This window comes from Pseudomonas sp. GM49 (assembly GCF_000282355.1).
In the GTDB taxonomy this organism is placed as follows: domain Bacteria; phylum Pseudomonadota; class Gammaproteobacteria; order Pseudomonadales; family Pseudomonadaceae; genus Aquipseudomonas.
The window spans coordinates 1-19,087 of sequence record NZ_AKJL01000101.1 but is presented as its reverse complement, the minus strand read 5'-3'; the positions used below and the strand labels follow the sequence as shown (position 1 = coordinate 19,087).

The following is a 19,087-nucleotide window of genomic DNA, read 5'->3' as shown; positions in this document are numbered from 1 at the left end:
AGGCCATAACATCCAACATTATCGTTGACTGTTATACCGCCATCGCGAGCAAGCTCGCTCCCACAGTGTTTTGTGGTGCTCTCAACTGACGCTTACTGCTTTTCCAGCAACCACTTGCGCTCACCCGGAGTGAACGAAGGCATTTCGTCTGCCTGCGCTGTATTCACGGTCTGGAAAATCTCCAGCTCCTTGCCTTTGCGCGCAAAGATCCAGGCGTTGCCTTGGCCGTTGAGTTGCAGCCACATGTTGTCATTGCCGCCACTCATGGATGCGCAATCGCCAGCCAGGCACAACGCATAGCGGTCGCTGCCGGGAAGGCCGGTCACCTGGCCGTCGGCCTGGAATTGAACCGTATTGCCTTCGCCGGTACCGCTGACGATTGTCCAGCTGCCGCCCATGTAGGCTGAATACAGCGCACGTTCGAAGCTGGCGCCGATTGGAGCGCCGTCCGGCACCGGAATCAGGGCGCGGTCGAAAACCTGCTCGGGCTCGTTGTCGCTGGCGGACTGGCTGAGTTGCTTGCCGTCACGCTTCAGCTCGCTGGCCGAGCTGCCATAAAAGTCGATTTTCCAGGCGCCGGATTCTTCACCGAGCAGCTTGCCGTCGACATTTTCAAAACCATTGGTGTAGCGGGCCTGACCGGCCTTGGTGTTGATGTCCCATTCCAGGTTCGGGCCATAGGCCTGGAGTGCTTCACGCAGGGGGACGCCTTTGGCGGCAGCATCGATCGCCACCTGGTTGATCCAGGTGCCGCTGATATCTCGGTCGGCGGGGTTGCTGGCACATCCGCCCAGGAACAGGGCGAGCAGCGAGAGAACAAGCGCGTTGCGCATGGTGGAATCCTTTCAAGCTTTCTTTACAGCAGGGCAGTCGGCGCAGCCCGAGGCTGCGCCGCACGCATTACTCGATGACCAGGATGGCATCCATTTCAACCTGCGAACCCTTTGGCAGGGCCGCTACGCCGATGGCGGCGCGGGCAGGGTAAGGCTGGTCGAAGTACTTGCCCATGATCTCGTTGACCTTGGCGAAGTGGCTCAGGTCGGTGAGGAAGATGTTCAGCTTGACGATGTCCTTGAACGAACCGCCGGCCGCTTCTGCCACGGCTTTGAGGTTCTCGAACACCTGGACGGTCTGGGCTTCGAAGCCTTCGACCAGTTCCATGGTTTTTGGGTCCAGAGGAATCTGACCTGACATGTAAACGGTGTTGCCAGCCTTGATCGCCTGGGAGTAAGTACCGATGGCGGCCGGGGCCTTGTCGCTGGTGATAACAGTCTTGGTCATGTATGACTCCTTGTAATGAGGTGGCTACGTTTGCGAGCTACGCACGCATGCGGGTGATGCGAATCACCCCGGTCAAGGCGCGCAGTTTCTTGATCACGCGGGCCAGGTGCACGCGGTCGTGCACGCTGACCACCAACTGGACCACGCTGATGCGACCATCGCGTTCGTCCATGCTGATTTTCTCGATATTGCCGTCGGCGGCGTTGACGCTGCTGGCCAGCAGGGCGATCAGGCCGCGCTGGTGCTCCAGCTCGACGCGCAGCTCGACGTTGAATTCGCCGGTGACATCCTTGGCCCACGAGAGCTGGATGCATTTTTCCGGGTTGTGGCGGATTTCGCTGATGTTGCGGCAGTTGTCCAGGTGCACGACCATGCCTTTGCCGGCGGACAGGTGGCCGACAATCGGGTCGCCCGGAATCGGCGTGCAGCACTTGGCATAGCTGAGCACCAGGCCTTCGGTACCGCGAATCGCCAGCGGGCCTTCCGGGCTCGGCAACTGTTCACCTTCACCCAGCAGTCGGCGAGCCACCACATAGGCCATGCGATTGCCCAGGCCGATGTCTTCGAGCAGATCTTCGACCAGTTCGAGGCGGTACTCGACGAGCATGGCCTTGACGCGCTCGGCCGGAATTTTTTCCAGTGAACTGTCGAAGCCATTGAGGACCTTGTTCAGCAGGCGTTCGCCGAGGCTGATGGACTCGGAGCGGCGTTGCAGTTTCAGCGCGTGGCGGATGTGCGTGCGTGCCTTGCCGGTGACCACGAAGTTGAGCCACGCCGGGTTCGGCCGCGCGCCGGGCGCACTGACGATCTCGACCGTGGAGCCGCTTTGCAGCGGTTCGGACAGCGGTGCGAGACGGCGGTTGATCCGGCAGGCGATGCAGCTGTTGCCCACGTCGGTGTGCACCGCGTAGGCGAAGTCGACCGCCGTGGAGCCCTTGGGCAGCTCCATGATCCGGCCTTTGGGCGTGAACACGTAGACCTCGTCCGGGAACAGGTCGATCTTCACGCTTTCGATGAATTCCAGCGAGTTGCCGGCGCGTTGCTGCATTTCCAGCACGCCTTTGACCCACTGGCGGGCGCGGGCATGGGTGCCTTTTGGCTGTTCGTCGCCGCTGGATTTGTACAGCCAATGGGCGGCGATGCCGTTGTTCGCCATCTCTTCCATTTCACGGGTGCGGATCTGGATCTCGATCGGAACCCCGTGCATGCCGAACAGTGTGGTGTGCAGCGACTGGTAGCCGTTTGCCTTGGGGATCGCGATGTAATCCTTGAAGCGTCCCGGCAGTGGTTTATATAAGTTATGTACAGCACCCAGCACGCGGTAGCAGGTATCGACCTTGTCGACGATGATCCGGAACGCGTAGACGTCCATGATCTCGTTGAAGGCCCGACGCTTGCCGCGCATTTTCTTGTAGATGCCGTAGAGGTGTTTCTGGCGCCCGCTGACCTCGCCCTGGATGCCGTCGATGGCCAGGCAGTGGCTTAAGGATTCTTCGATCTTGTTGACGATTTCCTTGCGGTTGCCCCGGGCGCGTTTGACGGCTTGGTAGATCCGCGCGGAACGCATCGGGTGCATGGCCTTGAAGCCGAGGTCTTCGAATTCTATGCGGATGGCGTGCATGCCCAGCCGGTTGGCGATGGGCGCATAGATTTCCAGTGTTTCCTTGGCGATGCGCCGGCGTTTTTCGCCGGACAGCACTTCCAGGGTGCGCATGTTGTGCAGGCGGTCGGCCAGCTTGACCAGGATCACGCGAATGTCGCGGGCCATGGCCATGGCCATTTTCTGGAAGTTTTCGGCTTGGGCTTCGGCCTTGGTTTCGAAATTCATCTGGGTCAGTTTGCTGACCCCGTCGACCAGTTCGGCCACGGTTTCGCCGAACTGCGCTTGCAGCGCTTCCTTGGCAATACCGGTGTCTTCGATCACGTCATGCAGCATGGCGGCCATCAGGCTCTGATGGTCCATGTGCATGTCGGCAAGAATATTCGCCACGGCAAGAGGATGCGTGACATACGCCTCACCGCTACGGCGGCGTTGGCCGTCGTGGGCTTGTTCGGCGTAGAAATACGCTCGGCGGACCAGGTTGACCTGGTCTTTGCCGAGGTAGGTCGATAAGCGATCGGCGAGGGCGTCTATGCTCGGCATGATGTCTCCTGCCGTAAGCTGTGATCCCGCGCCGTGCTACGTCGACCAGGCATAGGCTTAGACGGCCTCGTTGGACTCGTCCTCGAATGCAGCAAAAAGCGGTTCATCTTCAACGATTTCGGCTTCGGCGATAGCTGCGTAGTCGATCAGGCCTTCAGCGATTTCGCGCAGGGCGACGACGGTAGGCTTGTCGTTTTCCCATGCTACTTTCGGCTCTTTGCCGCCGGTGGCCAGTTGACGGGCACGCTTGGTAGAGAGCATGACCAGCTCAAAGCGGTTATCCACGTGTTCTAGGCAGTCTTCAACGGTTACGCGGGCCATGGTCTTCCTCGTAGCAAATGCAATATGCGCGCTGCCCGGATGGGCGAGCGGACTCAACAGTTTAAAAAATCACCAGCGATTAGGGAAGCGCTGATTTTTTAACCAAGCCCTTCAACGCGCTGCAAGTACCAATGTAAAGCCCTTGCAGCGGTTTTGGGAAGAGCTGATTAACCGAGTAATTCAGCCAGCAATTTGCCGTGACGCTGCTGCTGACGCTTCTGAATCAGCTGATTGGCGCGGAAAATCGCCTTCAGGTCGTGCAGCGCGTGGGCGAAATCGTCGTTGATGATCAGGTAGTCGTAGTCGACGTAGTGGCTCATTTCGCTGACGGCTTCGCGCATGCGGCCGTCAATGATCTCGTCACTGTCCTGGCCACGATTGGTCAGGCGCTGGTGCAGGGCCTGCAATGACGGCGGCAGAATGAAGACCGAGCGGGCCTGAGGCATCAGCTTGCGCACTTGCTCGGCACCTTGCCAGTCGATTTCCAGAATCAGGTCGTGGCCTTCGTCCAGAGTCTGCTGCAGGTGGCTTTGCGAGGTACCGTAGAGATTGCCGAACACTTCGGCGCGCTCGAGGAAATCGCCGTGCTCGATCATCTTCACGAACTCGCTGCGGTCGACGAAGTGATAGTTCACGCCATTCACTTCACCGGGACGCATGGCGCGGGTGGTGTGGGAGACCGAAACGCGGATCTCCGGATCGGCGTCGGTCAGGGCCTTGACCAGGCTGCTCTTGCCCGCGCCCGAAGGGGCGGAAATGATGTACAGGGTGCCAGTGCTATGTGTCATGTCGGGGTAGCCTTACTCAATATTCTGCACTTGTTCGCGCATCTGCTCGATCAACACCTTGAGGTTGACCGCCGCCTGGGTGCTGCGCGGGTCGAAGGCTTTTGAGCCCAGTGTGTTGGCTTCGCGGTTGAGCTCCTGCATCAGGAAGTCCAGGCGCCGACCGGCAGCGCCACCGGATTTGAGCACCCGGCGAACTTCGATGATGTGAGTGCTCAGGCGATCCAGTTCTTCGGCGACGTCGCTTTTTTGCGCGAGCATGACCATTTCCTGCTCCAGACGCTGCGGGTCCATCTCGGCCTTCATATCGGCAAAGCGGTCGAGGACTTTCTGGCGCTGGGTGGCGAGCATTTGCGGAACCAGTTCGCGCAGGGTCACCACGTCTTCTTCGATGGAGGTCAGGCGCTCGTCAATCAGCCGCGCCAGCTCCGCGCCTTCGCGCTCGCGGCCGGCCTTCAGTTCCTTGAGGCCCTGATTGAACAGTGCCAGCGCCTCGGCGTTCAAGGCTTGCGGGTCGGTGGCGTCGCCTACCAGTACGCCGGGCCAGGCCAGGACTTCCAGCGGGTTCAGCGCTGCCGGGTTCTTGATCAGGCTGGCAATGGTCTCGGCTGCGGCGACCAGTTGCGCGGCGCGCTCCTGATCGATTTGCAGCGCTTTGCCGGTGTTTTCTTCGGTGAAGCGCAAGGTGCATTCGAGCTTGCCCCGGGATACACCCTGGCGCAGGGCTTCGCGAACCGCGCCCTCGAGGTCGCGAAAGGACTCCGGCAGGCGCAGGTGGGGTTCCAGGTAGCGGCTGTTGACCGACCGCAGCTCCCAGCTCAAGGTGCCCTGGACGCCGGCTTTTTCGACGCGGGCGAAGGCGGTCATGCTGTGCACCATGGCGGTACCTCGCAATGCAGATCGGCACAGAACCGAGGTTCCGGGAATCCGATATCAATGAATTAAAGCCGACTGGCAGCAAAGGCGCAGGATTGTAGCGCAGTGGCACGGATGCGCCCAAACACACGGTGTGACAAAGAGCGGCAGGCCTTCGCCGACACGCAGTACAGAGCCCTCGGTCGTCGGCGGATTTTTTTAGATGTGCCCAGTGGCGGTCGGCGGCTCTATAATGCTCCGCAGTTTTCCGTCCCCAGTACAGGTATTCCCTATGATACGTCCAAGTGGTCGCGCTGCCGATCAGCTCCGCTCGATCCGCATCACCCGCAACTACACCAAACACGCCGAGGGTTCTGTGCTGGTCGAGTTCGGTGATACCAAGGTCATCTGCACCGTCAGCGTTGAACCGGGCGTACCGCGTTTCCTGAAAGGCCAGGGCCAGGGTTGGTTGACTGCCGAATACGGCATGCTGCCGCGAGCTACCGGCGAACGTAACCAGCGTGAAGCCAGCCGTGGCAAGCAAGGCGGCCGCACCCTGGAAATCCAGCGTCTGATCGGTCGTTCCCTGCGCGCTGCGCTGGACATGTCCAAGCTGGGCGACGTCACCCTGTACGTCGACTGCGACGTGATCCAGGCCGATGGCGGCACCCGCACTGCTTCGATCACCGGCTCCATGGTTGCGCTCATCGATGCCTTGAAAGTCATCAAGAAGCGTGGTGGCCTGAAGGGCGGCGACCCGGTCAAGCAGATGATCGCCGCTGTTTCCGTGGGCATGTACAAGGGTGAGCCTGTGCTCGACCTCGACTACCTGGAAGACTCGGCCGCCGAGACTGACCTGAACGTGGTGATGACCAGCGCTGGCGGTTTCATCGAAGTCCAGGGCACTGCCGAAGGCGCGCCGTTCCAGCCTGAAGAGCTGAACGCCATGCTGGAACTTGCGAAGAAAGGCATGAACGAAATCTTCGAACTGCAAAAGGCCGCATTGGCCGACTGACCGGACGGCTCCAGACAAGGAGGACACCATGAGTGACGAACAACTGCCGCTGCCCACGCCGAGCCAGGAGGTTCGTCAGTGGGCCATGTTTTGCCACTTGTCCGCCTTGCTGGGGATCTGGATTCCGTTCGGCACGATCATCGGCCCGCTGATTCTCTGGCAGATGAAGCGCGAGATGGACCCGTTCATCGATGCCCAGGGCAAGGAAGCGCTGAATTTTCAGATCAGCGTCGCCATTGCCTCGGCCATTTGTTTCCTGCTGATGGTGGTGATTATCGGGTTCTTCCTGTTTGGCCTGATCGCCATCGGTGCGCTGGTGTTGACGATCATTGCCGGGGTGAAGGCCAATGAAGGGCAGCCTTATCGGTATCCGTTCACTTGGCGGCTGATCAAGTAACGATCAATGCACTCCCTCTGTAGGAGCGAGCTTGCTCGCGATGTTGTATCAGGCGCATTGCTGCCCACTGACAAACCATCGCGAGCAAGCTCGCTCCTACAGAAATGCAAATCGTCACCCACAAAAAAGCCGACCCTGAAGTCGGCTTTTTTGTGTCTGCAAAACGACGCTTAGATGGTCAGCGTCCAGTCGTAGTCCACGATCAGCGGCGCGTGTTGCGAGAACCGCGGCTGGCGTGGCAGGCGTGCGCTACGTACGAAGCGGCGCAGGCCCGGGGTCAGCAGTTGATAGTCGAAGCGCCAACCGAGGTTGAGCATCTCCGCCTGTTCATTATCCGGCCACCAGCTGTACTGGTCGCCTTCACGGCTGACTTCACGCAGGGCGTCGACATAACCCATGTTGCCGACAATCTCGTCCATCCACGCACGTTCAGGTGCCAGGAAGCCCGGAGATTGCTGGCTGTCGCGCCAGTTCTTGATATCCAGCTTCTGTTGCGCCACGTACAGCGAGCCACAATAAATGTACTCGCGACGTTTGCGCCGCTGTTTATCCAGATAACGGGCGAAGTCGTCCATTAGCTTGAACTTCTGGTTCAAGTCTTCATCGCCATTCTGCCCCGAAGGGAGCAGCAAGGTCGCGATGCTGACCTTGTCGAAATCGGCTTGCAGGTAGCGCCCGTAGCGGTCGGCCGTCTCGAAACCGAGACCGCTGATGACAGCCTTCGGTTGCAGCCGCGAATACAAAGCCACGCCACCTTGGGCGGGGACTTCGGCATCGCAGGCATAAAGGAAGTATCCATCCAGTTGGAAGGCTGGATCGTCCAGTTCAAAGGCGGAGGCGCGGGTGTCCTGCAGGCAGATGACGTCGGCATTCTGTGCTTGCAGCCAACTGAGCAAACCACGCTCGACTGCAGCCTGAATACCATTGACGTTCACACTGATGATCCGCATAAATGGCCCCAAAAATCGCGTGCGTGTATGATACACGGCGTCAAGCTAATTAGCTAAATCCGTGGTATTTGGGGTTTTTTTCATGCAAGCGTATCAGCGCGATTTCATTCGTTTTGCCATCGATCGCGGCGTTTTGCGCTTCGGTGAGTTCACCCTGAAGTCCGGGCGCACCAGTCCTTACTTCTTCAATGCTGGCCTGTTCAACTCAGGTTCGGCCTTGGCGCAGCTGGGTCGTTTCTACGCCGCCGCAATTGCCGAGAGCGGCATTCCCTTCGACGTGTTGTTTGGCCCGGCCTACAAAGGCATCCCGTTGGCGGCGACCACCGCCGTGGCGCTGGCTGAACATCACAACCGTGACCTGCCATGGTGCTTCAATCGCAAGGAAGCCAAGGCCCACGGCGAAGGCGGCAGCCTGGTTGGTGCGCCGCTGACCGGCGAAGTGCTGATCATCGACGACGTGATCACTGCCGGCACCGCCATTCGCGAAGTGATGCAGATCATCGCGTCCCAGGACGGCGCCAAAGCGGCCGGCGTGCTGATCGCGCTGAACCGTCAGGAACGCGGCAACGGTGAACTGTCGGCGATCCAGGAAGTGGAGCGTGACTTCGGCATTCCGGTGATCAGCATTGTTTCGCTGAATCAGGTACTGGAATTCCTGGCGGACGATCCTCAACTCAAGCAACACCTGCCTGCTGTCGAAGCGTACCGCGCCCAGTTCGGCGTTTGACCGCAATTCCCTTGTAGGAGCGAGCAAGCTCGCTCCTACAAGGGAATGCGGCAAAAAAAGACCCCGCTCAGCCAGGCTGAGCGGGGTCTTTTGGTTTGCGCGATCGCTTAGTGACGCTTGCGGTTGCTGATCAGGGTGCCCACGCCGGTATCGGTGAAGATTTCCAGCAGGATCGCGTTCGGCACGCGACCGTCGATGATCAGCGAGCTGCCCACACCGCCCTGGACCGCTTCCAGTGCGCAACGGATCTTCGGCAGCATGCCGCCGTAGATGGTGCCATCGGCGATCAGTTCGTCGACCTGTGCAGTGCTCAGGCCGGTCAGGACCTTGCCCGACTTGTCCATCAGGCCGGCGATGTTGGTCAGCAGCATCAGTTTCTCGGCTTTCAGCGCTTCGGCGACTTTACCGGCCACCAGGTCAGCGTTGATGTTGTACGACTCACCGTTGGCGCCGACGCCGATTGGTGCGATCACCGGAATGAAGTCGCCCTTGACCAGTAGGTTCAGCAGGTCGGTGTTGATCCCGACCACTTCGCCCACATGGCCGATGTCGATGATTTCCGGGGTGGTCATTTCCGGGGTCTGGCGGGTGACGGTGAGCTTCTTCGCACGAATCAGCTCGGCGTCTTTGCCGGTCAGGCCGATGGCGCTGCCGCCATGACGGTTGATCAGGTTGACGATGTCCTTGTTGACCTGGCCGCCGAGGACCATTTCCACCACGTCCATGGTCGCAGCGTCGGTGACGCGCATGCCGTCGACAAAGTGACTCTCGATCGACAGGCGCTTGAGCAGGTCACCGATTTGCGGGCCGCCGCCGTGAACCACCACCGGGTTGATGCCCACGGCCTTCATCAGCACGATGTCGCGGGCGAAGCCGGTTTTCAGCTCCTCGCTTTCCATCGCGTTGCCGCCGTATTTGATCACCAGGGTCTTGCCGACGTATCGGCGGATATAAGGCAACGCTTCGGACAGGACCTTGGCGGTGTTGGCGGCGGCTTCGCGTTCGAGGGTCATTCAGGGCTCCGGGTGAATCAGAACGGTAGTTGGAGATCAGGTGCAACGCGCTTGAGCTGGATGCGGAACACATCCTTGATGCGTTGCAGTTCAGCCTCGTCATCGGCCTCGAAACGCAGCACCAGCACCGGTGTGGTGTTGGATGCGCGTACCAGGCCCCAGCCTTTGGCATAGTCGACTCGCACGCCGTCAATGGTGGTCAGGTCGGCGCCTGCGCCCCACTGTGCATCGTGCAGTGCATCAATGATGCTGAATTTGCTCTCTTCGGTCACATGTATATTGATTTCCGGCGTAGAAATATCGTTCGGGAAGGTCGCGAACAGCTCTTCGGCCGAGGATTTTTCCTTGCTGAGGATTTCCAGCAACCGCGCGGCGCTGTAGATGCCGTCGTCAAAACCGAACCAGCGCTCCTTGAAGAAGATATGCCCGCTCATTTCGCCGGCCAGCAAGGCGCCGGATTGTTTCATTTTCTTTTTGATCAACGAGTGACCGGTCTTCCACATTAACGAGCGGCCGCCGTATTCCTTGATCAGCGGGATCAGGCGGCGAGTGCATTTGACGTCGAAGATGATCTCGGCGCCCGGGTTGCGCGCGACAACGTCGCGGGCGAACAACATCAGCAGGCGGTCCGGGTAAACGATGCTGCCGGTGTTGGTCACCACGCCGACGCGGTCGCCGTCGCCGTCGAAGGCCAGGCCGATGTCGGCGTTGGTTTCCTTGACCTTGGCAATCAGGTCGACGAGGTTTTCAGGCTTGCCCGGGTCCGGATGGTGGTTCGGGAAGTTGCCGTCGACTTCGCAGAACAGCGGGATGACTTCGCAGTTCAGCGCTTCGATCAATTGCGGAGCAATCACGCCGGCCGCGCCGTTGCCGCAGTCGACGACCACTTTCAGGCGACGGGCCAGCTTGATGTCCTGGACGATTTCGGTGGTGTAGCGGTCGAGGACCTCGACCTGGGTGATGCTGCCCTGGCCGCTGCTCAGGTTGTTGGTCTTGAGGCGGTCGTGCAGGGCCTGGATCTGTTCGTTGGCCAGGGTGTCGCCGGCAATGACGATCTTGAAGCCGTTGTAGTTCGACGGGTTGTGGCTGCCGGTGAGCATCACGCCGGATTTGCCGGCGAGCACGTTGGCGGCGTAGTAGAGCGCCGGAGTCGGGACCAGGCCGACATCGCTGACGTGGCAGCCGCTGTCGGCGATGCCTTTGATCAGTTGCGCGACCAGTTCCGGGCCGGACAAGCGGCCATCGCGACCGACGGACACGTTTGGTTCGCCCTGGGCCAGGCTTTGGGAGCCGACGGCGCGGCCGATCCAGTAAGCGGTTTCAGCGTTCAGGAATTCCGGGACAGTGCCGCGAATGTCGTAGGCGCGGAAGATGCTGTCGGGGAACTTGGGTGCGATTTTGGCCGGGGTGCTCATCTGTGGAAATGCTCCATCTCGAAAGTGGCTGGACAGGCCGCCGAGTCATTCGGCGGCAGGCTCAAACTGAAGGGTATGACGGCGTTTTTCACAGAGAGTTCGTGGTGTGAAAGGGCCATGACACCCCCGACAGCAAGGGTTTGGCCGGGCAATGCCTTGATTTTCGGAGCTAAACCTTGCAAATGACAATTTGAATTTTGTGGCGAGCTCCCTCGCCACAATGGATCTCTATCGAATTAACGGGTACCGGTATGGCCGAAACCGCCAGTGCCGCGCTCGGTTTCAACAAACTCTTCAACCATCTCGAAGTGAGCCTGTACCACCGGTACCAGCACCAGTTGCGCCAGACGCTCGCCGACCGGCATGGTGAATTCGGTCTGTCCGCGGTTCCAGCAGGAGACCATCAATGGACCCTGGTAATCGGAGTCGATCAGCCCGACCAGATTGCCCAGCACGATGCCGTGCTTATGGCCCATCCCCGAGCGCGGCAGAATCAGCGCCGCCAGGTTCGGGTCACCGATATAGACCGACAGGCCGGTAGGGATCAGCACGGTTTCACCCGGCTTGATCACGGTGTCCTGTTCCAGCATGGCGCGCAGGTCGAGGCCGGCGGAGCCTGGTGTGGCGTATTGCGGCAGCGGGAATTCGGTACCGATGCGGGGGTCGAGGATCTTGGCTTGCAAAGCGTGCATGTAAATTAAACCTGGTTCAGACGTTCGGCGATAAAAGTGATCAGCTGGCGAGCAATCTTGCTCTTGCTGGTCTGGGCGAAAAGTGTGGCGTGAAGCTCACGGTCGATGACGCTGCAGGCGTTTTCTTCGCTGTTGAAGCCAATGCTCGGGTTGGCAACGTCGTTGGCGACGATCAAATCGAGGTTCTTGTCTTTCAACTTGCGTGCAGCGTAATCGAGCAGGTGTTCGGTCTCGGCGGCGAAACCGACACTGAACGGACGGTCGGGGCGGGTGGCGATGGTGGCCAGGATGTCCGGGTTGCGTACCATCTGTAGCAACAAGCCGTCGCCGTTCGTAGGATCTTTCTTGAGTTTCTGTGGGGCGACGACTTCCGGGCGGTAGTCCGCGACTGCTGCCGAAGCGATGAACAGGTCGCAAGGAATCGCCGCTTCGCACGCGGCGAGCATGTCGCGGGCGCTGACCACATCGATGCGGGTGACGCGATCCGGCGTCGGCAAATGCACGGGACCGGTGATCAGGGTCACGCGGGCACCGGCTTCCACGGCGGCTTCGGCCAGAGCAAAGCCCATTTTCCCGGAGCTGTGGTTGGTGATGTAGCGCACCGGGTCGATGTTTTCCTGGGTCGGGCCGGCGGTAATCAGCACGTGTTTGCCGGTCAGTGCCTGACGCTGGAAGCAGTCTGCCGCGCATTGCGCCAGATCAAGGGCTTCGAGCATGCGCCCCAGGCCCACGTCGCCGCAGGCCTGGCTGCCGGACGCAGGGCCGAAGACCTTGATGTCACGGCTTTCAAGGGTCTGCAGGTTGGCTTGCGTCGCCGGGTCGCGCCACATGGCCTGGTTCATGGCCGGGGCAACGGCGACTACGGCGTCGGTGGCCAGCACCAGGGTGGTCAGCAGATCATTGGCGATGCCTTGGGCCAGTCGGGCAATGAGGTCCGCTGTGCCGGGGGCGATCAGCACCAGATCGGCCCATTTGGCCAGCTCGATGTGGCCCATGGCTGCTTCGGCCGCCGGGTCCAGCAGGTCCAGGTGAACCGGGTGACCGGACAGGGCCTGCATGGTCAGCGGGGTGATGAACTCTGCTCCGCCACGGGTCATGACCACGCGCACTTCGGCGCCCTGATCGATCAGGCGGCGAACCAGGTCGGCGCTCTTGTAGGCAGCGATACCGCCGCCGACGCCCAGAACAATGCGTTTCCGATACAGCCGCTGCATAGGCCTGCCTTTCAATTCGTTGGTGACATACGTGGCGAAACCCCCTCCCCAGGGTGAATTCGCCCGCAAAAAAGATGGGCTACGATATCACAGCGACCGCTACGGAACAGCGGTGCCCACAGACAGGGAGGTGCTATGAGTATTCGTGATTGGCCAGCGGCGGAACGGCCGCGGGAGAGGTTGCTTGAACAGGGTTCGGGGAGCCTTTCGGACGCCGAATTGCTGGCGATCTTTTTACGGACAGGCGTGGTGGGTAAAAGTGCAGTGGACCTGGCGCGACACCTGTTGAATCAGTTTGGCAGCCTGCGTTTGCTGCTTGAGGCCGATCAGGAGACGTTCAGCAAGCAGTTGGGGCTTGGGCCGGCGAAATTTGCACAGTTGCAGGCTGCGCAAGAAATGAGCAGGCGTCATCTGGCCGAGCGTGCGCGCCAAAAATCGGCACTGGAGAATCCGCAGGCGGTTCGCGAGTACCTGAAATCGATGCTGCGCCACGAGCCACACGAGGTGTTTGGTTGCCTGTTTCTCGATTCCAGACATCAGGTATTGGCGTTTGAGACGCTGTTCCGCGGCTCCATCGACAACACCAGCGTTCATCCGCGAGAGGTGGTCAAGCGCGCCTTGGCCAACAACGCAGCGGCATTGATCCTCTGCCACAACCACCCTTCGGGCAACTCCGACCCCAGTCAGTCCGACCGGGTGCTGACCAAGCGCCTGCAAAAAGCGCTGGAGTTGATTGACGTGCGGGTGCTTGACCATTTCATCATTGGCGATGGCGATCCGTTGTCGATGGCTGAGTATGGGTGGATGTAGTGCGCGGCCCCTGTAGGAGCGAGCTTGCTCGCGATAAACCCGAGAACGCTGCGGGGTGTCTGGCTTCCCGCGTTATCGTTCACGACTATCGCGAGCCAGCTCGCTCCTACAGGGTTTTGTGTTGAGGCAGACTACTTGAAGTTCACCTTGGAATAATCCTGCCGGCCGAACGGGCTGACCGAGTACCCCTCGACATCCTTGCGCGTCAGCGCGAAGGCCGTCGGGTGGGCCAGGGGCAACCACAGCGCCTGTTGCTGGATCTGCGCCTGGGCCTGTTCGTAGAGCTTGCTGCGCACACCTTGTTCGCCGGTGGTCTTGCCCGCGCTGATCAGCTTGTCCAGGTCCTGATTGCAATAGCGGGCGAAGTTGGTGCCCGACTTGACCGCCGCGCAGGAAAACTGCGGCGTGAGGAAGTTGTCCGGGTCGCCGTTGTCACCGGCCCAGCCCATGAACAGCAAGTCGTGTTCACCGGCCTTGGCGCGGCGGATCAGCTCGCCCCATTCGATCACGCGAATTTCAGCCTGAATGCCGATTTCCGCGAGGTCGGACTGAAGCAGTTGAGCGCCGAGACTTGGGTTGGGGTTAAGCAGGCTGCCGGAAGGGCGGGTCCAGATGGTGGTCTGGAAGCCTTCCTTGAGCCCGGCCTTGGCCATCAAGGCTTTGGCCTTCTCGATGTCGTGAGGGTAACCCGGCAGGTTTTTCGCGTAGCTCCAGGTATTGGGCGGATACGGACCATTGGCCGCCTCGGCGGTGTCTTCGAACACGGCTTTGACATAGTTGGCTTTGTCGAAGGCGAGGTTGATGGCCTGACGCACTTCTGGCTTGTCCAGCGGCGGATGCTGGCTGTTGATGCCAACGAATGCGGTCATGAACGCGTCAGTCTTTTCGACTTTCAGGGTCGGCTCTTTCAGCGCTTCCTGTACGTCCAGGGGCTTGGGTGACAAGGCAATCTGGCATTCATTGCGGCGCAACTTCTGCAAACGTACGTTGGCATCCGGCGTGATGGCGAAGATCAGCGGATCTATAGCGGGTTTACCACGGAAGTATTCAGGGTTGGCTTTGTAGCGAATCGAGGCGTCCTTCTGGAAGCGGGTGAGCACGAACGGCCCCGTGCCGATTGGCTGGCTGTTGAGTTTCTCAGGTGTGCCGGCCTTCATCAGTTTGTCGGCGTATTCGGCCGAATAGATCGAGGCAAAGCCCATGCTCAGCGTTGCCAGGAAGGTCGAATCCGGGTGGTCGAGGGTGAAGCGCACGGTTTGCGGGTCCAGTGCATCGATCTTCTTGATCAGTGCAGGCAACTGCATCGATTGTGCATGGGGGAAGCCGCTCTGGGCGACTTTGTGCCACGGATTGGCCGGGTCGAGCATGCGGTCGAAGCTGAAAATCACGTCTTCGGCGCTCAGGTCACGCGTTGGGGTGAAGTACTCGGTGCGATGGAATTTCACCTGCGGGTGCAGCTTGAAGACATAGTTCAGGCCGTCGGGGCTGACTTCCCAGCTGTCAGCGAGGCTGGCGACCACTTTGCCGCTGGCCGTGTCGAAGTCCACCAGGCGATTCATCAACACATCGGCCGAGGCGTTGGTGGTGGTCAGCGAGTTGTACTGCACCACGTCGAACCCTTCAGGGCTGGCCTCGGTGCAGACGCTCAGGGCGGCGGCAAAGGCCTGTGGGCTCAGCAGAAGCGGGGCGAGCAACAGCGGTAGGGCAGCAAGGCGCATGGTCGGCTTCCTTTACAGATCGAAGGCCCATCTGCAAGTGCAGTCTGGAAAAGGCTTACCCTAGTGGGCTCTTTTGTAAATGACTATCCCCTTTTTCATTTTGGGGGGACTATAAGCGCCAGTTTTGCTGTGCAGCGGTTGAGCAAAACCCCTGGTTGGCTCGATCAGCGATTCTCTGCGACGAGCGGTCGCCATTGACGATAGCCTTTGTCCAAGGCGCTCGGAGCCCGGAAAGCGGGGTTTTTGTGAATTCTACGCACACTGAATGTTGTTGCTCTCCAGTCTTTCTGGTATAAAGCAGCGCTCTTTTCTAGGGGCCCGGTTCCTTCACTGTAGGTGTAGCCGGTAAGACCTCTAAAGAAACGCGGCGCCTGGCGCCAAATGACTGAGAGATTAAGCGGCCAACCCATGCCGGGTTGGGCATGTGGTTTTAGAGGGCTGAGGCATGTCTAGAGTATGTCAAGTTACCGGTAAGGGTCCGGTAACCGGGAATAACATTTCCCACGCAAACAACAAAACCCGTCGTCGTTTCCTGCCGAACCTGCAGCATCACCGCTTCTGGGTTGAAGAAGAGAAACGTTTTGTGCGTCTGCGCGTATCTGCCAAAGGCATGCGTATCATCGACAAGCGTGGCATCACTGTCGTGCTGGCCGAACTTCGCCGCGATGGCAAGGTTTAAGGGAGCTAATCATGCGTGAATTGATTCGTTTGATTTCGAGCGCCGGTACTGGTCACTTCTACACTACCGACAAGAACAAGCGTACTACCCCGGACAAAATCGAGATCAAGAAATATGATCCGGTTGTTCGCAAGCACGTGATCTACAAAGAAGGCAAAATCAAGTAATTGATTTTTCCCTCTTACGAAAAAGGCCCGTATCGCGAGATACGGGCCTTTTTTGTTGCGCGGGAATCAGGTTGTTTCGTCAGCGCCGAACCTGGTCAGCCGCAGTTGATGCTGACGATGATTCTGTCGGCATTGGTATGCAGGTTGATGCGTTTCGGGCGCAGGTCGTGGCTCGAAGGGTACTTCGGTCCAGTGGCTCGCACTGGTGCGCCATTGGCCAGGGCGCGAACTTCTTCAAGCAGTTCCGGGGTACATTTCTGGCCGATGGTGTACTGGGCGATGGCAAGATCGCATTGATCGGGTAAGACTGGCATGTTGCCTCCTTGCATGACTGTTGGTTGGGGCGCCTGCGTCGCCGGGTGGCAGCACGTCCTGTGCGTTACCGTCCCGACGATGAAATGCGTGGCGCCTGTCAGCAAGTCTTACCCGGTGTCGCTGTCCCGGGCCAGCGGCAGAATGTCAGCGACTGTTTCGATGTGGGTTCAAGCCTTCTGTTCAAACGCCACGTAGATCTTGCGGCATGGCTCCAGCACTTCCCATGTTCCGCGAAAGCCGGCGGGGATCACGAAGCGATCGCCTACGCGTAGGGTCTTGGCATTGCCATCGAGGTCACGCAGTACGGAGACGCCCTGCACGATTTCGCAGTATTCGTGTTCGGTGAAGTTCACCGTCCACTGGCCGACAGCCCCTTCCCACACACCGGCGTTCAACTGGCCGCAAGGGCTGTTGTAATGGTTGTATACCACTTGCTCGGGGTCGCCCTTGAGCACTTTGGTTGGGTCAGGGCGGTAGCGTTCGGGCTCGGTGGTGGCCTGGCTGAAGTCGACGATATTCTGGATGCTCATTGTTGTATTCCCCCGTCATTGCGGTGCGAGTGGTTGGTATCGCCAAAGTCTATGTTTATTAAAATGAACATCGCAAGGCCGTTTGCCGGCGTTATGTCAAATATATTGAAACTTCATGGGCGGCTGGTTTAGGGTGGCAGATGCCTTGGGCCGAAAAGCAGGCTGGCCGGGCAGAATTCCTGACAGCGCCCGCGAAGAACGCGGGTGTCGTATCAATAAGAGGAGGACACTCGCATGACCACCCTGACCCGTGCCGACTGGGAACAACGTGCCCGCGATCTGAAAATCGAAGGCCGCGCCTATATCAATGGCGAATACACCGACGCCGTTTCCGGCGAGACCTTCGAGTGCATCAGCCCTGTCGATGGCCGTCTGCTGGGCAAGATTGCCAGCTGTGACGCCGCCGATGCCCAGCGCGCTGTGGAAAACGCCCGCGCCACGTTCAATTCCGGTGTCTGGTCGCGCCTGGCGCCGACCAAGCGCAAATCCACCATGATTCGTTTCGCCGGCCTGCTGAAACAGCACGCCGAAGAGCTGGCCCTGCTTGAAACCCTGGACATGGGCAAGCCGATCAGCGACTCCCTGTACATCGACGTTCCCGGCGCGGCGCAAGCCCTGAGCTGGAGCGGCGAAGCCATCGACAAGATCTACGACGAAGTAGCCGCCACCCCGCACGATCAGCTGGGACTAGTGACCCGTGAGCCGGTGGGTGTTGTTGGCGCCATCGTGCCGTGGAACTTCCCGCTGATGATGGCGTGCTGGAAACTGGGCCCGGCGCTGTCCACCGGTAACTCGGTGATCCTAAAGCCGTCGGAAAAATCGCCGCTGACGGCGATTCGCATCGCTGAACTGGCCGTCGAAGCCGGCATTCCGAAAGGCGTGCTCAACGTGCTGCCAGGCTATGGTCACACCGTTGGCAAGGCCCTGGCCCTGCACAATGATGTCGATACTCTGGTGTTCACCGGTTCGACCAAGATCGCCAAGCAGCTGTTGATCTACTCCGGCGAGTCGAACATGAAGCGTGTATGGCTTGAAGCTGGCGGCAAGAGCCCGAACATCGTGTTCGCCGATGCGCCAAACCTGCAAGACGCTGCCGAAGCGGCTGCCGGTGCCATCGCCTTCAACCAGGGCGAAGTCTGCACCGCCGGTTCGCGCCTGCTGGTGGAGCGTTCGATCAAGGACAAATTCCTGCCGCTGGTGATCGAGGCACTGAAAACCTGGAAGCCGGGCAATCCACTGGACCCGGCGACCAACGTTGGTGCGCTGGTCGATACCCAGCAGATGAACACCGTGCTGTCCTACATCGAGTCGGGTCATGCCGATGGCGCCAAGCTGGTGGCCGGTGGCAAGCGTACGCTCCAGGAAACGGGTGGCACTTACGTTGAGCCGACGATTTTCGACGGTGTGAGCAACGCGATGAAAATCGCCCAGGAAGAAATCTTTGGCCCGGTACTGTCGGTCATCGCATTCGACAGCGCCGAAGAAGCCATCGCGATCGCCAACGACACGCCTTACGGCCTGGCCGCGGCGGTGTGGACTGCCGACATCTCCAAGGCTCACCTCACCGCCCGCGCACTGCGTGCCGGTAGTGTGTGGGTCAACCAGTACGATGGCGGCGACATGACCGCTCCGTTCGGTGGCTTCAAGCAGTCCGGCAACGGTCGCGACAAGTCACTGCACGCGTTCGACAAATACACCGAGCTGAAGGCGACCTGGATCAAGTTGTAAGCTCGTGAGGGAGGCCTGCCGAGTAGCAGGTCTCCCGAACGACGCAGATCCCTTGTGGGAGCGGGCTTGCTCGCGAAGGCGGTGTATCAGCCAACATTGATGTTGGATGTGATGGCCTCTTCGCGAGCAAGCCCGCTCCCACATTTGTTTTGTATGGCCTGAAAGAAATAACAATCCACAGGAGCGTGGAACATGCGTTGGGCGACTTATTTCGCCGTTTTGGCATCTGTCTTGAGTGTCGGCCTGGCCCTGGGGGTCAGCATGCCGCTGGTGTCGTTTCGCCTGGAAAGCTGGGGTTACGGCTCGTTTGCCATTGGTGTGATGGCAGCGAT

General features: G+C 59.7%; 20 protein-coding genes and 2 pseudogenes. 8 read left to right on the top strand and 14 right to left on the bottom strand.

Going from position 1 to position 19,087, the window contains the following annotated elements; translation table 11 throughout:
• Positions 1 to 92: 92 nt before the first annotated feature.
• The 6 genes from PMI29_RS19165 to PMI29_RS19190 form a co-directional block, all read right to left on the bottom strand.
• Positions 93 to 833, bottom strand: coding sequence for a hypothetical protein (locus PMI29_RS19165; protein WP_007996528.1), 741 nt, complete (start codon positions 831 to 833; stop codon positions 93 to 95).
• A gap of 67 nt (positions 834 to 900) precedes the next feature.
• Positions 901 to 1,281: a RidA family protein gene (locus PMI29_RS19170; protein WP_003229509.1), complete on the bottom strand. Its 381-nt coding sequence runs from the start codon at positions 1,279 to 1,281 to the stop codon at positions 901 to 903.
• 37 nt (positions 1,282 to 1,318) lie between these two features.
• Positions 1,319 to 3,424 (bottom strand): bifunctional GTP diphosphokinase/guanosine-3',5'-bis pyrophosphate 3'-pyrophosphohydrolase, encoded by a 2,106-nt coding sequence (spoT, locus tag PMI29_RS19175; RefSeq protein ID WP_007989580.1) that lies wholly within the window; start codon positions 3,422 to 3,424, stop codon positions 1,319 to 1,321.
• Positions 3,425 to 3,481: 57 nt separating this feature from the next.
• Positions 3,482 to 3,745, bottom strand: coding sequence for a DNA-directed RNA polymerase subunit omega (gene rpoZ / locus PMI29_RS19180; protein WP_007921129.1), 264 nt, complete (start codon positions 3,743 to 3,745; stop codon positions 3,482 to 3,484).
• A gap of 167 nt (positions 3,746 to 3,912) precedes the next feature.
• Positions 3,913 to 4,533 carry a guanylate kinase gene (gene gmk / locus PMI29_RS19185; protein WP_007996527.1) on the bottom strand — a complete coding sequence of 207 codons (621 nt, stop codon included), beginning with the start codon at positions 4,531 to 4,533 and terminating at the stop codon, positions 3,913 to 3,915.
• A 12-nt stretch (positions 4,534 to 4,545) separates the two neighbouring features.
• Positions 4,546 to 5,409, bottom strand: coding sequence for a YicC/YloC family endoribonuclease (locus tag PMI29_RS19190; RefSeq protein WP_007996525.1), 864 nt, complete (start codon positions 5,407 to 5,409; stop codon positions 4,546 to 4,548).
• Positions 5,410 to 5,677: 268 nt separating this feature from the next.
• Here PMI29_RS19190 and rph point away from each other — a divergent pair, with 268 nt between their 5' ends.
• Positions 5,678 to 6,400, top strand: coding sequence for a ribonuclease PH (rph, locus tag PMI29_RS19195; protein ID WP_007989575.1), 723 nt, complete (start codon positions 5,678 to 5,680; stop codon positions 6,398 to 6,400).
• Positions 6,401 to 6,428: 28 nt separating this feature from the next.
• On the top strand, positions 6,429 to 6,797 hold the full coding sequence (locus PMI29_RS19200) for a DUF4870 domain-containing protein (RefSeq protein ID WP_007996522.1): 369 nt from the start codon (positions 6,429 to 6,431) through the stop codon (positions 6,795 to 6,797).
• A 170-nt stretch (positions 6,798 to 6,967) separates the two neighbouring features.
• On the opposite strand, the gene PMI29_RS19205 is transcribed toward PMI29_RS19200, so the two are convergent.
• Complete coding sequence (locus tag PMI29_RS19205; protein ID WP_003176915.1) at positions 6,968 to 7,747, bottom strand: exodeoxyribonuclease III; 780 nt, start codon at positions 7,745 to 7,747, stop codon at positions 6,968 to 6,970.
• A gap of 82 nt (positions 7,748 to 7,829) precedes the next feature.
• Here PMI29_RS19205 and pyrE point away from each other — a divergent pair, with 82 nt between their 5' ends.
• Positions 7,830 to 8,474 (top strand): orotate phosphoribosyltransferase, encoded by a 645-nt coding sequence (gene pyrE, locus PMI29_RS19210; RefSeq protein WP_007954442.1) that lies wholly within the window; start codon positions 7,830 to 7,832, stop codon positions 8,472 to 8,474.
• Between the two features lie 107 nt (positions 8,475 to 8,581).
• Here pyrE and argB read toward each other — a convergent pair whose 3' ends face one another.
• The 4 genes and pseudogenes from argB to coaBC form a co-directional block, all read right to left on the bottom strand.
• Complete coding sequence (argB, locus tag PMI29_RS19215) at positions 8,582 to 9,487, bottom strand: acetylglutamate kinase (RefSeq protein ID WP_007996521.1); 906 nt, start codon at positions 9,485 to 9,487, stop codon at positions 8,582 to 8,584.
• Positions 9,488 to 9,504: 17 nt separating this feature from the next.
• Positions 9,505 to 10,908: pseudogene (locus PMI29_RS19220) on the bottom strand (phosphomannomutase/phosphoglucomutase); the annotation flags it as partial.
• 230 nt (positions 10,909 to 11,138) lie between these two features.
• A complete protein-coding gene (gene dut, locus PMI29_RS19225; RefSeq protein WP_007975171.1) occupies positions 11,139 to 11,594 on the bottom strand; it encodes a dUTP diphosphatase in 456 nt (151 codons plus the stop codon).
• 5 nt (positions 11,595 to 11,599) lie between these two features.
• Positions 11,600 to 12,808, bottom strand: a complete 1,209-nt coding sequence (coaBC, locus tag PMI29_RS19230; protein ID WP_007996515.1) for a bifunctional phosphopantothenoylcysteine decarboxylase/phosphopantothenate--cysteine ligase CoaBC — start codon at positions 12,806 to 12,808, stop codon at positions 11,600 to 11,602.
• Positions 12,809 to 12,943: 135 nt separating this feature from the next.
• Between coaBC and radC the strand changes: the two genes are divergently transcribed.
• The gene (gene radC, locus PMI29_RS19235) at positions 12,944 to 13,618 is read left to right on the top strand and encodes a RadC family protein (protein ID WP_007996513.1); all 675 of its coding nucleotides are present in this window, start codon (positions 12,944 to 12,946) and stop codon (positions 13,616 to 13,618) included.
• Positions 13,619 to 13,749: 131 nt separating this feature from the next.
• Here the strand turns inward: radC and PMI29_RS19240 are convergent, their stop codons facing one another.
• Complete coding sequence (locus PMI29_RS19240; protein ID WP_007996511.1) at positions 13,750 to 15,336, bottom strand: ABC transporter substrate-binding protein; 1,587 nt, start codon at positions 15,334 to 15,336, stop codon at positions 13,750 to 13,752.
• A 445-nt stretch (positions 15,337 to 15,781) separates the two neighbouring features.
• On the opposite strand from PMI29_RS19240, the gene rpmB reads away from it, so the two are divergent.
• Together rpmB and rpmG are read left to right on the top strand one after the other, a co-directional pair.
• Positions 15,782 to 16,015, top strand: a complete 234-nt coding sequence (rpmB, locus tag PMI29_RS19245; protein ID WP_007975166.1) for a 50S ribosomal protein L28 — start codon at positions 15,782 to 15,784, stop codon at positions 16,013 to 16,015.
• Between the two features lie 11 nt (positions 16,016 to 16,026).
• Positions 16,027 to 16,182, top strand: a complete 156-nt coding sequence (gene rpmG / locus PMI29_RS19250; RefSeq protein ID WP_003177274.1) for a 50S ribosomal protein L33 — start codon at positions 16,027 to 16,029, stop codon at positions 16,180 to 16,182.
• 95 nt (positions 16,183 to 16,277) lie between these two features.
• Here rpmG and PMI29_RS19255 read toward each other — a convergent pair whose 3' ends face one another.
• Together PMI29_RS19255 and PMI29_RS19260 are read right to left on the bottom strand one after the other, a co-directional pair.
• Positions 16,278 to 16,496, bottom strand: coding sequence for a hypothetical protein (locus PMI29_RS19255; RefSeq protein ID WP_007996509.1), 219 nt, complete (start codon positions 16,494 to 16,496; stop codon positions 16,278 to 16,280).
• 168 nt (positions 16,497 to 16,664) lie between these two features.
• Positions 16,665 to 17,027 (bottom strand): cupin domain-containing protein, encoded by a 363-nt coding sequence (locus tag PMI29_RS19260; protein ID WP_007996507.1) that lies wholly within the window; start codon positions 17,025 to 17,027, stop codon positions 16,665 to 16,667.
• Between the two features lie 234 nt (positions 17,028 to 17,261).
• Here PMI29_RS19260 and PMI29_RS19265 point away from each other — a divergent pair, with 234 nt between their 5' ends.
• On the top strand, positions 17,262 to 18,755 hold the full coding sequence (locus PMI29_RS19265) for an aldehyde dehydrogenase (protein ID WP_007996504.1): 1,494 nt from the start codon (positions 17,262 to 17,264) through the stop codon (positions 18,753 to 18,755).
• A gap of 192 nt (positions 18,756 to 18,947) precedes the next feature.
• Positions 18,948 to 19,087: pseudogene (locus PMI29_RS31950) on the top strand (MFS transporter); the annotation flags it as partial.

Bases quoted from the DNA above. Each gene is read 5' to 3' on its own strand.
- PMI29_RS19165 (WP_007996528.1), bottom strand. From the start codon at position 833: ATGCGCAACGCGCTTGTTCTCTCGCTGCTCGCCCTGTTCCTGGGCGGA.
- PMI29_RS19170 (WP_003229509.1), bottom strand. From the start codon at position 1,281: ATGACCAAGACTGTTATCACCAGCGACAAGGCCCCGGCCGCCATCGGT.
- spoT (WP_007989580.1), bottom strand. From the start codon at position 3,424: ATGCCGAGCATAGACGCCCTCGCCGATCGCTTATCGACCTACCTCGGC.
- rpoZ (WP_007921129.1), bottom strand. From the start codon at position 3,745: ATGGCCCGCGTAACCGTTGAAGACTGCCTAGAACACGTGGATAACCGC.
- gmk (WP_007996527.1), bottom strand. From the start codon at position 4,533: ATGACACATAGCACTGGCACCCTGTACATCATTTCCGCCCCTTCGGGC.
- PMI29_RS19190 (WP_007996525.1), bottom strand. From the start codon at position 5,409: ATGGTGCACAGCATGACCGCCTTCGCCCGCGTCGAAAAAGCCGGCGTC.
- rph (WP_007989575.1), top strand. From the start codon at position 5,678: ATGATACGTCCAAGTGGTCGCGCTGCCGATCAGCTCCGCTCGATCCGC.
- PMI29_RS19200 (WP_007996522.1), top strand. From the start codon at position 6,429: ATGAGTGACGAACAACTGCCGCTGCCCACGCCGAGCCAGGAGGTTCGT.
- PMI29_RS19205 (WP_003176915.1), bottom strand. From the start codon at position 7,747: ATGCGGATCATCAGTGTGAACGTCAATGGTATTCAGGCTGCAGTCGAG.
- pyrE (WP_007954442.1), top strand. From the start codon at position 7,830: ATGCAAGCGTATCAGCGCGATTTCATTCGTTTTGCCATCGATCGCGGC.
- argB (WP_007996521.1), bottom strand. From the start codon at position 9,487: ATGACCCTCGAACGCGAAGCCGCCGCCAACACCGCCAAGGTCCTGTCC.
- dut (WP_007975171.1), bottom strand. From the start codon at position 11,594: ATGCACGCTTTGCAAGCCAAGATCCTCGACCCCCGCATCGGTACCGAA.
- coaBC (WP_007996515.1), bottom strand. From the start codon at position 12,808: ATGCAGCGGCTGTATCGGAAACGCATTGTTCTGGGCGTCGGCGGCGGT.
- radC (WP_007996513.1), top strand. From the start codon at position 12,944: ATGAGTATTCGTGATTGGCCAGCGGCGGAACGGCCGCGGGAGAGGTTG.
- PMI29_RS19240 (WP_007996511.1), bottom strand. From the start codon at position 15,336: ATGCGCCTTGCTGCCCTACCGCTGTTGCTCGCCCCGCTTCTGCTGAGC.
- rpmB (WP_007975166.1), top strand. From the start codon at position 15,782: ATGTCTAGAGTATGTCAAGTTACCGGTAAGGGTCCGGTAACCGGGAAT.
- rpmG (WP_003177274.1), top strand. From the start codon at position 16,027: ATGCGTGAATTGATTCGTTTGATTTCGAGCGCCGGTACTGGTCACTTC.
- PMI29_RS19255 (WP_007996509.1), bottom strand. From the start codon at position 16,496: ATGCCAGTCTTACCCGATCAATGCGATCTTGCCATCGCCCAGTACACC.
- PMI29_RS19260 (WP_007996507.1), bottom strand. From the start codon at position 17,027: ATGAGCATCCAGAATATCGTCGACTTCAGCCAGGCCACCACCGAGCCC.
- PMI29_RS19265 (WP_007996504.1), top strand. From the start codon at position 17,262: ATGACCACCCTGACCCGTGCCGACTGGGAACAACGTGCCCGCGATCTG.